Raw genomic sequence first — 14,424 nt, 5'->3', positions numbered from 1 at the left:
AAACTCACCATTGGTAACCGACGCCGACCGATACCCCGACATCGCCCTGGGTGGTGGTGCTGCCTTGCAGCTTGGTCACCCACTTGCCATTGTCGGAAATGCGCGAGACACCCACCGCCACCGCACCTTGGCCCCGATAGGTACCTGCGCCGGCCGCCGCCATGCTGGCCCCCGGGCTGTAGGGTTGCGGCAGGCTGGCCATGGCCATGGCTCCGGCGATGCCGGCGCTGAGGTCGTTGTCCAGCTCGTCGATATCCTTGCGCAGGCCCCGTGCCACCGAGTCGGTGTAAGCGTTGGTGTTGCTGGTGATGTCACCGACACTTTTGTTCAACTGGGCAACGTTCACCGCATCGGTATCGGCGCTGCCGGCAGCCACGTTGGTGATCTGCCGTTCCGCACCGACGCTGCCCACCGAAACGCTGTTGTCGCGCTGGGCCACCGAATTGGCGCCGATGGCAACCGAGTTGCGTCCCTTGGCCTTGGCGTTGGAGCCAATGGCGGTACTGTTGTCAGCCACCGCTTCGGCGCCTGCGCCCCCGGCGACCGAATCGCTGCCGGTTGCCTTCGGCTTGGGCAGCCGGCTGGTGTTGTTCACCTGGAACATGCCGTCGGTGCCGTTCTGCACGTTGGTCACATCGCCTTCGACCTTGGTCACCCGGTTGTCGAGGTTGCTGACATTAGTGGTGACATTGGCGATCTCGGTGTTGACGTTGTGGATGGAGTCGTCGGTGTATTGCTTGGACTCCGCCACGGCGCCGTCGAGCTGACGCAGATTGACGGCGTCAGTGGCCTCCTTGCCATCGGCGACGTTGCTGATCGTGCGGGTTTCACCTGTAGCAGCGTTGCCCACGGAGACGGTACCGACGCTGGCGTTGGCCGCGTTGGAGTACTTGCCGGTGTAGCTTTCCGCACCGCGGCCGTTGTCGCTGGCGCCCTGCCCCATGGCCACGCTGCCATCCGCCGTGGCACTGGCACCGTCACCCATGGCGATGGAACCCTTGCCACTGGCTTGGGCATTCGGACCGATGGCGATGGAATCGGCACCACTGGCAACCGAGTCGGCCTTGGCCGAGTTGGCGTGGAAGTACTTGATGCCGCCGCCATTGTTGATGTTGGTGATGCTGCCCTCGATGGTGGTGACGCGACCGTCGATATTGGTGACCTGAGCGTTGGTCTCGTTAAGCTGGGACATGTTCACCGCGTCGCTGTCATCAACGCCGCGCGCCACGTTGGTGATCTTGGTGCCGCCGGTTCTGGTCACGCTGTTGTAGGTGCTGCCACCCATCGTCACGCTGTTGTAGTTGATGGTGCCATCGCCATTCAGGTCGTACTTGACCGCCCCCTCGGTGGCCGCCCCGGAGACCTGTTTGAGCTGGGCAACGTTGACCGCATCGGTATCCTCTGCACCGGCCGACAGACCGGTCACACGACGCCCGCCGACGTTGACTTCGCCAGTAGCGGTACCGCCCACCAGGTAGGCCTGGTTCCCAAGGGTGCTGCCGTCGGCAACGGAGCCCGCCCCCAGCGCGATGCTGCCGTCATGGCTGGCAACCGCTCCCATTCCGATGGCTACCGAGTCCACTCCCGAGGCCACTGAGTCGGTGCCGGTGGAGTTGGCGTGGAAGTATTTGGTGCCGGTGTTGTAGATGTTCTCGACGTGGTCACCGAGGTTGGTCACATCGCCTTGCAGCGTGGTGACATCACCCTCCACATTGGTCACGCGGTTATCGATGTTGGCGACCTGGGTATTGGTCTCGTTGAGCTGAGACACATTCACCGCGTCGCTGTCGTTCATCCCATTGGCCAGGTTGGTGATGGTGGTGCCACCGATGTGCGTGCTGTTGTCATAGCTGTCGCCACCCAGGGTGATGCTGTTGTGGGTGCTGTTGTCGTACATCACCGCATCGGCTACCGAACTGGAAGTGATGGCTTTCAACTGGGCCACGTTGACAGCATCGGCGTCTTCCGCCCCCGCCGAGAGGCCGGTGATACGCCGCTCGCCGATGTTGACCTCGCCGCTCGCCTTGCCTCCCACCAGGTAGGCTTCGCTATCCAGGGTGCTGCCGTCCGCAATGGAACCGGCGCCCAGAGCGATGCTGCCGTCGTGGCTGGCAATCGCGCCCATGCCAATGGCCACTGAATCCACACCCGAGGCCATCGAATCGGTACCCGTGGAGTTGGCGTGGAAGTACTTGGTGCCGGTGTTGTAGATGTTCTCGACATGATCACCCAGGTTGGTCACATCGCCTTGCAACGTAGTGACGTCACCTTCCACGTTGGTCACACGACCATCGAGGTTGGAGATGTTCGTGGTATTGGCGTCCACCTGCTGATTGGTCGCGAACAGCTGCGAACCATTGATCGCATCCGTGGAGGTGTCAGTGATCGCACCCGCCGCCACGTTGGTCAGCACTTGAGCGGCACCCGGCGCGTAGGCATCGCCACCGGCCGCAATCAGCGAAAGCTGGTCCGTACCCGTGCGCTGCACCGGGCCGGCCACCCCATTGTTGATGTTGTTGATGCTGTTGGTGACGTTGCTTATATCCGTGGTGTTCTGGTTCACCTGCTGGTTGGTCGCGTACAGCTGCGAGCCATTTACCGCGTCGGTACTGGTGTCACTCAGCTCGCCCGCGGCAACGTTGGTGATCTTCTGCGGATCAGCGGTGCCATGGCTGGCGTCGTAGGCTCCCAGGCTGCCGTTCCACTGCAGCGCATCCTGCTGCAGAGCGGTGATGTTGATGGTGTTCTGCGTTACACGACCATCAATGTTGGTGATCGCGTCACCGACATTATTTATGGTCGTGCCATCCACGAAGTAGGTCGGAGCCGAGATCGAACCATCCGCGTTGACCGCAGAACCACCGCCCAACGCGTTGGCCGTGGAGCTGGCCAAGTCATACAGTTGCGAGCCATTGATCGCGTCGGTGGAGACCGAGTTGATTGCCCCGTCCGCCACGTTGTTCAACACCTGCGCGACGCCCGGTGCCGAGGCATCGCCACCGGCCGCAATCAGCGAAAGCTGGTCCGTGCCCGTGCGCTGCACCGGACCAATTGTGCCGTTGTTGATGTTGGTGGTGACGTTGCTGATGTCGGTGGTGTTCTGATCCACCTGTTGGTTGGTCGCATTCAACTGAGAGCCATTGATCGCGTCAGTGGATCCGGCGTTGACATCTCCTGGCGCCACGTTGGTGATCTTCAGGCCGCCGGCGTCGACTCCAACGGTGGTCACGCTCGGGCCACCGACGATGGTCAGACCGTCGTTGCTGATGGTGGTATTGCCGGTGGTCACCGAGTCGAAAACAGCGTTGTCGGCTATCTGCAGTTGCAGGTTGCCGTTGGCATCCACTTCGGTCTTCAGGTTGGCACCCGAGTAAGAACCTGCAGTAGTGGCAGCGCCCTGAATAACGAACGCTTCGCCCAGTTTCTTATCCACTGAGCCGGTATTGCCGATGAAGGTGATCGGAGTATTGGCCAGGTCGTTAAGTTGCGAGACGTTGACCGCATCGCTGTCCTTCACACCGTTGGCCACGTTGGTGATGGAGGTACCGCCGGAGTGGGTGCTGTTGTCGTAAGTGTCGCCGCCGAGGGTAATGGTGTTATGAGTGCTGTCGTCGTACATCACTGCATCGGCTGTGGCGCCCATCAACTGGGCCACGTTGACAGCGTCCGAGCCCACCAGGCCGGCAGCAACACCGGTGATCTGGCGAGTTTTGCCTTTAGATGCGTCGCCCACGCTGACTGCGCCAAGCGTACTTTTCCAGGTAGCGCTGGTATCGCTGGATGCCAATTTGGTTGACGGGTCGTACCCCGACACACCGGCAGCAGTGCTGGCCACCGAGCCCGCGCCAAGGGCGACCCCATCAACAGCGGAAGTTGTTGCTCCGCTACCCAGGGCGACCGCATTGACGGCTCCACCGGAAACCATCGCCGCATTACCAATGGCAATGCCACTGGTCGCCCCGGTCTGCGCATTAGCGCTGTTACCAATGGCAAGGGCATTGGTCGCCGACGTTGCAGCCTGATAACCAATCGCTGCGGAATTGTCGCCGGCCCCTTTCGATCCGTAGCCGATAGCGACCGCGCTGCCCTTGGACGCATTGGCACCCGAGCCGATTGCCGTGCTGTAGGAGCCACTGGCACTACTGGAATGCCCCAATGCCGTAGCTGCAGGCCCACTCGCCAGGGCGGACACGCCCACTGCAGTTGTGTTGTTGCTCGTCGCGGATGCAGAGGTACCGATAGCCAGGGCATGATCGCTGGAGGCATTGGCACTCAGGCCTATGGCGACCATGTCGGAATGCGCCGGGTTCGCGCTCGACGCTACAGCGTTGTGCCCTATTGCAATGGTGTCGTTGTTGGTGGACTTTGCTGAGTTGCCCATGGCAAGGCCACTGGAACCAGTTGCCGTCGCTCCGATGCCAGCCGCGAGCGCGTTGACTCCCGAGGCGCCATCGTTGTTGTAGTTGCTACCCGCAGTGCCGCTGTCATTGACGCTGTAGTAGTGCGCTATCGGCACAGCTTTCAGCTGGGCCACGTTGACTGCGTCGCTGTTCTGCGTACCGGCAGCCACACCATTAATCTGGCGGTATACATTGCTGGCAGCGTCGCCCACCGACGCAGAGCCATAGGTGCTCTTTGTCGAATTGATCGCTGCAGACTGCGCTGCGTTCGCACCGACGGGCACGTACCCTGCTACCCCCGAAGCTGTGCTGGCGACTGAGGATGCGCCCAGCGCTATGCCAGAATCCACGCTAGCGGAAGCCACACGGCCGAGTGCCACTGAATTGGTCCCGGCAGCATTGGCTTTGGTACCCACTGCAATCGAGCCGCTAGCGGTACTTTGCGCAAGGTAACCCAAAGCGTTGGAGTAGTCCCCTGACGCATTGCTCTGCGTACCGCCCGCGAATGATGTATACCCCGAAGCACTCGGTCCGTAGCCAATTGCCACCGAAGCGTTACCGCCGGCCTTGGCAATTCGACCGACGGCGGTTGCAGCGGCCCCTGTTGCGTTGGCACCTGCACCAAGCGCTGTAGCATCGCCATTGGTTGCCTGCGCGGTTGATCCGAATGCACTCGAATAACTTGCGCCAGCGTTGGCACCGTAGCCCACTGCAGCTGCGCCACTGTCTGCACTGGAAGCGTTGTAGCCGAGCGTGACAGCACCATCGCCTGCAGCCTTCGCGCTATCGCCAATCGCAATTGCACCCTGGCCACTGCTGCCAGAGATCAGACTCGCGCCGGTTATTGCATGCCAACCCATCGCGATGGAGAAAGCCGAGCTCGCGGAAGCCGCGTCGCCAATGGCAATTGCGTAGTCGGCACTGACGTTGGACAAGGCGCCAATTGCGACTCCCAACTGATTGCTCACGACTGCAGAGTCGCCGATCGCTACCGAGCTCGCACCTACTGCGGAGCTCTTCTGACCAACTGCCGTCGAGTTGAGTCCGGTAGCGCTAGCAGCGCTGCCAACAGCAGTACTTCCACCGGCCCCGGCCGCATTCGCTACGGCACCACTACCCAACGCGGTATTCTTCGAGTTTCCGCCATCGTCTGCCACAGCCCCCAGGTTCACCACGGAACTGGGGTCCACGGTGTAGGCCATGGCCTCTCCTCCCGATAGCCCCAGCACTACTGCCGTAACAGCGGCGGCCACTCGGCCCGCCAGGCCGCCACCCTTGCGGTGCGACTTGGCGATTTCACTTGCTGCCACCCACGCGTTGAGCGTGGCGTTCCAGACCAACCGATAGACTTTGTTCATGGCGAAAAACTCCGCCCGACCCACGAGGGCCGGATTTCATTAGGGAAAAGGGAATCTGGGGAGTTAGCGAGTTGAGACGGGCAGCGAGGCCAGCGCCTTAGCAAGCAGAGGTCGCTCAATCGAGGCGCCAGGCTGCGACAGCTCCTGCTGGTACAGGCGCATCGCAGCGGGATAATCCCGACGGACGTATTGCAGATAGCCACCGGCGAAGAACGCTGCCTCGCTGCGCGCATTGCGCCGCTGCAAGGGGTCGCTGAAGCTCATCCCGTCAATGGCGGTGAAGACCGCGCCGACGCTGCCCTCGCCGGCGTATAGCCGGCCGATGGCCTCCTGCTGAGGCGACGCGGCACGTATGCGCGATGCGGTTTCGGCGAGTTTTGCTCGATGGACAGCCGAACTGCCTTCACGTGTCCGCGCGGCCAGCCAAAGCTGCCAAAGCTGGGCATAACCGGCGACGTATGAGTCTTGGCTCGCGCTCAGTTGCTTGAAGGCTTTGCCGGCTTGTTTGAATTGGCCAACGGCGACGAGGTTTACTGCGGAAGGCACTGCGGCAGCATTTGCCAACGGCCCGGCTTGCAGGTGGTCATAGTTTTTGCGGGCCTGCTCATGTCGGCCCTCCGCGTCATCGAGCAATGCCTGCTCGAAAATGACCGAAGGTGCCTCTTGATCATTCTTCGCGACTTGCTGCAACGTCGCTTTTGCAGCAGCGATTTCACCGCGCAGAAGCAACTGCTGTGTCTGACGTACCAGGTCGTTGGCATTGTTCTGAGCAAAAGCAACGCCGCTCATGGCAATACAGGTAACCAGGAAATTAACGAAGACGCTGCAGACGGTCGAAACGATATAAACAATCAAACGAGTATGGCGAGTTTTTATCGGCGATCCTTGGCAGTAACGCGAACCACTCTCCTGAGGTCCGAAGGTGAAGTAGGAGGTTTTCATGACTACAAACGCTGCTAATTGAAGATGCGTGTAGCTTATTTAGGAAAGTTTCTATCTGGTATCAGAATTAGAGTAGCGCCGTGTAGGAATCGACATTCACTTATGGCTTTTCAGTCAACATCAATAAACCTGTTATTCCAATCCGTTACAGACAGCTTGATTTCAATATCCTCTCCGCGTCGAGGCCGAGGTATTTCACTCTAAAATCAATTGGGTATCACCCGGCAGACATCCTGGGTAATTGTCCGCAGATATGCTCTCGGCGACCCTGGCGGCTTGGTCATGAGAAATGTCACTGCGTTATGGGGACGCGCTCTCGAATAAAGGATAAGATATGACGGCGGTGGAGTTGATATTGCAAGGGTCAACGGCAATCACCAAACGGTCTAATGCCTCGCGCAATCTCGCCACTGATATCGGTTTCTCGATGACATCGAGCAGAGCGACATGATGTGCCCATGCCCATTTGAAGAGTTGAGCCCTTTCATTCGACGTATGATTTCCCATAAGAATAACCTGAGAGAAATCTCCGGCCCTACTCATGCTTTCCAGGCGACGCAACTCCTCAATTCCCGGAGTGAAATCCTCAATAATGAACAGGTCGAAAGATGGATGTCGCGCGCACGCCTTTTGAAGCTCCTCGACATTCGAACACAATGCCATCCGAAATATCCCGAGACGATTGAGCATGGCACTGAACGTTATCTGGCGCCCGGAGTTCCCGCACAACACCAACGCCCTGACTGAAGTACCGAACATGAGAGTACCCAAAAGTATGAAGAGCCTCATCACTCTAGGATCTCGCCTCATAAATCTGTATCGGAACCAGCCCACTGAAAAGTAGGAACACGCTGACTACTAATTAAAATCAGTGCTAGACGTTGGATATCAACTCGCCTTGGGCAACATCAGATGTACGGAAATCGTGGTCCCATCTCCAGGACTGCTGCTCAGTTGGATTTCACCATTCATCTGCTCGACCAGTCGCTTGCACAGCGCCAGGCCGATTCCACTGCCCCCGCGTCGAATATTCAGGTCGTCCAGATGCTGATTGAAGGCGTCGAACGAGCGTGCCTGTGCATCTGCCGACATGCCGATGCCGGTGTCACGCACCCTTAGCTCGACACTGACCAAGCCCTGCCCCTGGCCAATGCTATGAAGCTGCACCTCGATGCTGCCTTGGTCGGTGAACTTGAGTGCATTGTCCAAGACGGCCAACGTTATGGTGCGAAACGCCGTCGGGTCTAGCCAGACACAGGGATGGAGGGTCCCGGAAGTATCAAGCCCGAGAGTTAGACCACGTTCGACAACGGCGGGCCTGAACTCCTCGACAAGCTTCCGGGTCAACGCCTCAATATCGACAGCCTCCGGTACCAACGGGTGCCTCCCTGCTTCCAGGCGCAAGTAATCTCGGAAGTCGCTGAGCATCTTCTGCAGACCTTGAGTTGCATGTTGGGCAATATCCAGCGCCTCTGCTTGCTTGTCGGCGTCCTGAGGGGCGATAGCAAGATTCAGCATGGCCGCGATTCTGTTCAGCGGAGCGGCCATTTCGTCGGTCACCCACTGCATGAAATGCCCCTTGGCCTGCACGGCAACCTCAAGGCGGCGACTGCTGCTCCTGAGATCGATCAGGTTGCTGTCCAGGTCGGTTATATCCACGTTGCCGCATATCAACCCCAGCAAGGTGCCTTCACTGTCTCGGTAGGGCTTGCCCCAGTGGCGAAGCACCCGCTCGCCCGTTTGCAAGCTCAAACAGACATCTGCCGTGTAGGGCTGCCCCTGCTTCATCGCGGCTATCAGCCGGTCATGAACATAATGTCCATGCTTGGCGGGCAACTCGCCCGTCTCGTAGATCCGTTTACCGACTGCGCTCTCCAGTTTGAGCGAGTGCTGTTCGAGATACTGGTTGTTGCAGGTGACCAAACGCCCTTCCACATCGCGAAAACTGACGGCGTGAGGCATCGCATCGATTATTGCCCGGAGCAGGTTCAACTCTCCCTGCGCTGCAGTATCCAGGAGTTCCGGCACGGCAACGTCGCTGCTGAATGCAGTGGCGTCTACGAGGCCGTGACGGCGAGCAATGTCGAGCAGCTCCAACATGGAACTGGCGCGCAACTTCTGCATGACACGCGCCTTGTAGGTGCTGATGGTTTTTTCACTCAGCAGCAACTGCTCGCCGATCGTGTTGTTGGCCAATCCTTTGGCGAGCATCTGCAGAACCGTCAATTCACGCGCGGACAAGGCTTTCAGCGGATTGGATCCCACCTGATCGGGCAACAGATTCGGCAGTGCCTGAACGGAGTCGCGCGGGAAATAAGTATGTCCGTTCAGCAACGCCTTGACAGCCATGCCTACTTGCTCGAGATCGGTCTGTTTGCTGATGAAGCCGAGCGCCCCTGCTTCACGGCTGCGAGCGGCAAAATAGTCGGTACTTTGTCCTGTCACTACCAGTACCTTGACATCTGATGCCTGACGGGCGAGACGCTGTATGGTCTCGAGCCCCCCTAGACCAGGAATGGCCAGTTCCAGCAGCAGCAGACTCGGCCGGAGCCGGCGTGCGAGGTCAAGCGCCTCAGTGCCATTGCCAGACTCCGCCACCACCGTGTGACCTTCCGCTTCAATGAGCAAACGCAGGGCATGCCTTGCAATCGGATGCTCATCAACGATCATTACCGTACTCATGACCTGCCGTCCTGATAGGTGATGTTACGACTAGAGTAGCGGTCCATACGCGAGCCGCCGGTCACCGCTTCAGGGACTATGCGCCAGCGAGGCCGCTTTCCAGGTGCTTACCGGCATCGATGGCCAGCTTCAATTGATGCTGTAGCGCATGCATCTCGTCGAGTACATCGTGCAGGCGCGCTTGCAGCTCGTCCTGGGGCGCATCTTTTCGGCAGGCGCGTTCGAGTCCAATGAGTCGCTCGAACAGCCCGGCCGCTCCGATCAGCGACACAGCACTGCGAATTCGATGAGCAAGATCAGCCAGCGCCACTAGATCACGGCGCTGCAGCAGCGGCTCCAATTGCGTCAGATCCTTGCCGTTCGCACTGTGCAGGCGCTGGAGAAGGTCCACAACCAACGCCGGATCGTTGCACGACATAGCCAGCACCGCGTTGTGGTCGAAGGCACCGAGCGCGCTCTGGACAGCCGTTCCACCTCTGCGCTGCAGATAGGAGCGAAGCTCTTGTAGGCCGATTGGCTTGAACAGGCAGTCGTCCATGCCTGCATCGCGGCAACGTTGTACTTCATCGGGCTGGGCATTCGCAGTAAGGCCCAGAATGGTACAGCGGGGTGCTTTCCTCTCCCGCTCGATATCGCGGATACTGCCGGCCAGTACATATCCGCTGATGTCTGGCATGAAGCAATCCGTGATCACCATATCGAAGTCGCCGGCCTGCCAAGACGTCAGCGCATCTCGAGCATTGTCGGCTACGACCACCTGGTGTCCCAAGTGGTCTAGCTGTCGGGACAGAAGTAACAAATTGGCCTCGTGATCGTCGACGATCAGAATCTTCATCGGAGTTGACGCACTCTGCGGCGGACACGCCGAGACGGCCGCGTTGCTCAAGGGCGCAAGCACACTGCAAAGCAATTGCACGCTGACGGTCGTCCCCTGCCCCGACAAACTCTCGATGCACAGACACCCACCCATCATCTCGGCGAGAGTGCGGCATATCGTCAGTCCGAGCCCGGTTCCTCCCCGCGAAGCCCTCCCCGCCAGCGCCTGCTGGAAAGGTTCGCAGACATGCGCCAACTCGTCTCCCGTCATGCCTATGCCGCTGTCCTTGACGGCCATATGGAGCATGATGCGCTCGTCTGCCAAAGGCTCACTTCGAACTTCGATATGGACGAAGCCGACATCGGTGAACTTGATTGCATTGCTCACCAGGTTGAAGAGGATTTGCTTGAAACGAAGCGGATCGATCATCACGTCACCGATGCCGTCCAACAGCATTTCCAGCCTGAGCTGCAGTCCCTTCTGCCGCGCAAGCCCCTCGAAGACGCGCGCTACCGATTCCACCAATTCGCGCAGACTGGCGCGTTCAGGCACCAGCGCCAGGTGCCCTGCTTCAATCTTCGCGACATCCAGAATGTCGCCGAGCAACAACAGCAACCCTTTGGCGGAGTCGTAGGCGACTTCAATTGGGTTTCCGTCATCGCGCGCCCTCTCCTGGGGATTCATCTGGGCGAGTTCTAACATGCCGATGATCGCGTTCATGGGCGTGCGAATCTCATGACTCATTGTGGCGAGAAAGGTACTTTTGGCGCGATTAGCCTCTTCCGCCTGATCCTTGGCTAGTTGGACTTCATGGTGAAGGCGCTCGCGCTCGGTCACATCGATCCAGCCACAAACCAGACCCGCAATCTCTGCTCCGCCATTGCGATAAGGCGTGGCCCAATGGTGGACTTCTCGCCTTTCTCCGCGTACAAGCCAGACCCGATCTCTCGACAGGCTTTGCGCTTGATCCATGTGCGTCAGGTACTCCTGATGGAGCTTCTGCGCATCCGTTTCTGACAACCATTTGTTGTCAGTCAAGCGCGTGCCCTGCGCCTCCTTCCGGATCATGCCGGTGTACTCAAGGAAGTTGCGATTGCAGGTGACCAGTCGACCGGCACGGTCGCGCACAGAGATGGGATGGGGAATGCCGTCGATCATCGCGCGCTTGAACTCGAGGCGATCGATCAGTTCCCGCTGCGATACCGCTCGGCTTCGCATCTTGGTCAATAACCGCCAGTTCCACATCAATACGCCGAGAAGGATCGCTATTGCGCCCCAGAAGACTCTGACCAACTGATCCTGATAGCCGTTCCAGAGGTCGGTGATCGACTTGAGACTGGCTATCCAGCGAGTGAGGAAGCTAACACTCGTGGTCGGCCGCTCATTCAGCACCACAGATGATCGGCCTGGAGCGACTTGCGGTTCAGGAAGAGAGACGGATGTCGATGCCGCACCGAGATTTTCCGCTAGGCGCCCTTTTGAAACTATGTGAGTCTGAGCATCGCGGAGATTCAAGCTATTGATTGAACGGACCGAACCTTGAACTATCGGCTCGTCGAGCTGCCAGGGTGTGCCCGCTTCATTGATATTTGCCCTCAACACGCTGGAGCCAAATAAGGAGCCAACTCCTAGCACGCTGACGCTAGTAGTGCTCGCTTCCGGAAAACATCCAAACAGAATCAAGCTCCCATGCAGGATAACTATCAAATAGAAGGTTTTCATTTCAGGCTCACACGAGAGAATTACGTTTTGCAAATTCTTGCAGTTGCACTATGTCCGTAATTCCAAGCTTCGCTAATAATCGGCATTTATAAGTACTGATAGTCTTAACGCTTAGCATCATTTCGCGAGCAGCTTCTGCTGCGCTAGTGCCTGCGGCCAAGTATTGCATGACCATTACTTCCTGGTCAGTAAGGCTGGCCATCTTCCGATAATCCCCGCGCTGTGGGTCAGTCACCCGTAGTTCGTCAAATCTACTGTGCGCTGGCAGATCGCTGTATCCACTCAAAGTTGATTTAACGCCTTGCAAGAGGTCCTCCAGACCGCTCTTCTTACAGACGAACGTAGAGGCACCTGCCATTTCGCATCGTTTGGCGAGTATCTCTGCGGGCATACTGCTGAGCACCAAAATCTTGGTGTTGAGTCCGGTGCCCACGATGCGTCGGATGACCTCCAATCCTTGCAGTCTCGGAATACGAATATCCAGAATCACCAAGTCTGGAGCCAGCTCTCGATGTTTAACCAGAGCTTCGACTCCATTCTCTGCCTCGCCTACCACGTCAAAGCCATTTCTTTCGAGGATTGAACGAACGGCCAGCCGAATCATCGGATGGTCGTCTACGACAAGAACGCTGCTCATCTTACTCACCGCAAGGGGGTTCTAACGGCGCCCACAATATGTCCGAAGTTTTTTTTGTCGATAGATTCAGATATGCCCTACCACACTAAAGGCGAATTCCTACAAGAAAATCTATGGATTCCTACATGCATCCTGAGCAATAGAGCACGGTTACGGTGCTTGCATGGAACAAAACTATCCAGGAATGGCGTTGTACGAAACGGCTCCACTCAATATTTAGTGGAGCTCCTGCCGCACGCCGATATGCCCTAGCATGGGCATGATGAGTGACGAAAACCACTAATGATCCAGTCGCTTACTGAGTTAGGTTGCCGGCAAGTATCCTATAACTCAGTCACTAGAGCGTTGAGTCGGGAGTAGTCGCTGAGTATGATCGGAGGATGGTATCAGCGAGCATATTGACTAGGGCGAACCCGTACCTCGAGCTTCTTGGATCACTGTCACAAAGACTTACAGCGTATGCTCGGATCTTCTTGGCAAGCGCAGGAATCGTTTCAGTAAAATATATAAGCGACTCAGCTATGAAATTGTTATTGAATTAAGTGGTGCGAAGCGTGTCGATCAAACTCTAGTCTGCACGACCCAATCCCAGACTCGAATCTGTTCAGAAACCCGCTCTAGAATTCGCGCGGTATCAGATCGCCAGAGTGCCCCTCAATTTCATTAGCGCCTTTGCCCCCAGCCGGGTCAACATAGCTGATCGGGCCTAGCCTATCCGTTAATAGGTAGTACCTCCACACCTGCGGCCGTCCGAGTCCAGTGCCAGATGGTTGAGTATGAAGTCTTCAAGGAAGTCCATCTGATATCCGGGTTCGCGATTTCCAAGTGAGCGAATGGAGTAAAGCTCAGCTTTCAGCTGGTCGGTGGCAGCCGTCCGCCTCTGGCCGGTAGCTGCCCCTCGTCACGGGCAACTCTGGCCATGGCGTGCATCCGAGACTTCCGCTTCTGGCTACTGAACGGCTGTATGGTGTACACCCAAGGGTCGTGAGTGAGTGACGAGCACCCGATGTTCAAGCGTTCCTAGTCGACCTCTGGAACATCCTTTAGAAACTTCGACGCCACCCAGCCCCCAGTATCTCCCGCAGTTCCATGCCGGCGGACAAATGTCCACCCATCAGAGGTCTCCTTCACGACGGAGACGATGGAGCCAGGAGCAAGCGGACTATCGATTTTTGGGTACTTCTTACCAGGGCCAAGCCGAACATTGAGCGGCTTCACAACGAGCTTTTCAACTCCCCCAACTTTCGCCGCAATCTCCCGCGCCTCGCGGATATTGTCATCCGCTTGAGCCGGAGTTTTGTCATCGGGGGTGGCTACCTGAAGAGCAACAGAGCAGAGCGACAGCAGTAATGCGGGCAACGTTTCAGGGGGGAAGAGCTTCTTGATTACATACCAAGACTTGAGCGCAGCCTGAGGACTGAGCTGCTTCATCCACCACTCGAGCCCAAACGCCATGATTGCGTCTCGCTGCGCATCGTTGGCAGCAAAGGCATCTGCGACTCTATCGACAGCGATAACGCTTCTGGCCATCGAGGTGATCGACCAAATTAGCGCTACAGATTCGGCTCCCAGTTCGCTCTGCAGCTTGCTCTGGTGTGGGCCTAGGGTCGAACTAAGGCGGTCATGCGCTGCTGGTGCGAGATCACGAAGGGTGAATGCCAAGTCTCCCAGCATGAACTTTGCGTCCAGGCCCAGAAAACGCTGACGCCCCTCTGCCGTAGATGTTGTAGTTCTGAGCAGAGTGGCGATAGTCGCCTGGCGGTCACCAAGTGACGCGAGCGAGGCAAGGTCGTCGGCGAGCAATTCTGCAAATGCTGAGCTGGCACCCTCCATGGTCTATGTTCCTCCGGTGGGGGGCTTAGTTTT

At 58.0% G+C, this 14,424-nt stretch carries 7 protein-coding genes; all 7 read right to left on the bottom strand.

The features are described 5' to 3' along the window. Positions 1-4: 4 nt before the first annotated feature. A complete protein-coding gene (locus G4G71_RS12345) occupies positions 5-5,758 on the bottom strand; it encodes a YadA-like family protein (protein WP_169937994.1) in 5,754 nt (1,917 codons plus the stop codon). Positions 5,759-5,821: 63 nt separating this feature from the next. Further along, on the bottom strand, positions 5,822-6,700 hold the full coding sequence (locus G4G71_RS12340) for a tetratricopeptide repeat protein (protein WP_169937992.1): 879 nt from the start codon (positions 6,698-6,700) through the stop codon (positions 5,822-5,824). A gap of 300 nt (positions 6,701-7,000) precedes the next feature. Next, a complete protein-coding gene (locus G4G71_RS12335; RefSeq protein ID WP_169937990.1) occupies positions 7,001-7,390 on the bottom strand; it encodes a response regulator in 390 nt (129 codons plus the stop codon). Positions 7,391-7,588: 198 nt separating this feature from the next. Further along, complete coding sequence (locus tag G4G71_RS12330) at positions 7,589-9,382, bottom strand: ATP-binding protein (protein ID WP_138526958.1); 1,794 nt, start codon at positions 9,380-9,382, stop codon at positions 7,589-7,591. Between the two features lie 76 nt (positions 9,383-9,458). Continuing rightward, on the bottom strand, positions 9,459-11,921 hold the full coding sequence (locus G4G71_RS12325; RefSeq protein WP_169937988.1) for a response regulator: 2,463 nt from the start codon (positions 11,919-11,921) through the stop codon (positions 9,459-9,461). Positions 11,922-11,928: 7 nt separating this feature from the next. Next, positions 11,929-12,558 (bottom strand): response regulator transcription factor, encoded by a 630-nt coding sequence (locus G4G71_RS12320; protein ID WP_169937986.1) that lies wholly within the window; start codon positions 12,556-12,558, stop codon positions 11,929-11,931. A 1,020-nt stretch (positions 12,559-13,578) separates the two neighbouring features. Further along, the gene (locus G4G71_RS12315; protein WP_138527024.1) at positions 13,579-14,391 is read right to left on the bottom strand and encodes an SH3 domain-containing protein; all 813 of its coding nucleotides are present in this window, start codon (positions 14,389-14,391) and stop codon (positions 13,579-13,581) included. Positions 14,392-14,424: the final 33 nt, after the last annotated feature.

Origin of the sequence: Pseudomonas multiresinivorans (assembly GCF_012971725.1) — a bacterium.
GTDB classification, from domain to species: Bacteria; Pseudomonadota; Gammaproteobacteria; order Pseudomonadales; family Pseudomonadaceae; genus Pseudomonas; species Pseudomonas multiresinivorans.
Note: the sequence above shows the minus strand (reverse complement) of the source record. Positions and strands in the feature narration are given on the sequence as shown.

Coding starts and splice junctions, on each gene's coding strand:
- G4G71_RS12335 (WP_169937990.1), bottom strand. CDS start 7,390: ATGCTCAATCGTCTCGGGATATTTCGGATGGCATTGTGTTCGAATGTC.
- G4G71_RS12345 (WP_169937994.1), bottom strand. CDS start 5,758: ATGAACAAAGTCTATCGGTTGGTCTGGAACGCCACGCTCAACGCGTGG.
- G4G71_RS12315 (WP_138527024.1), bottom strand. CDS start 14,391: ATGGAGGGTGCCAGCTCAGCATTTGCAGAATTGCTCGCCGACGACCTT.
- G4G71_RS12325 (WP_169937988.1), bottom strand. CDS start 11,921: ATGAAAACCTTCTATTTGATAGTTATCCTGCATGGGAGCTTGATTCTG.
- G4G71_RS12330 (WP_138526958.1), bottom strand. CDS start 9,382: ATGAGTACGGTAATGATCGTTGATGAGCATCCGATTGCAAGGCATGCC.
- G4G71_RS12340 (WP_169937992.1), bottom strand. CDS start 6,700: ATGAAAACCTCCTACTTCACCTTCGGACCTCAGGAGAGTGGTTCGCGT.
- G4G71_RS12320 (WP_169937986.1), bottom strand. CDS start 12,558: ATGAGCAGCGTTCTTGTCGTAGACGACCATCCGATGATTCGGCTGGCC.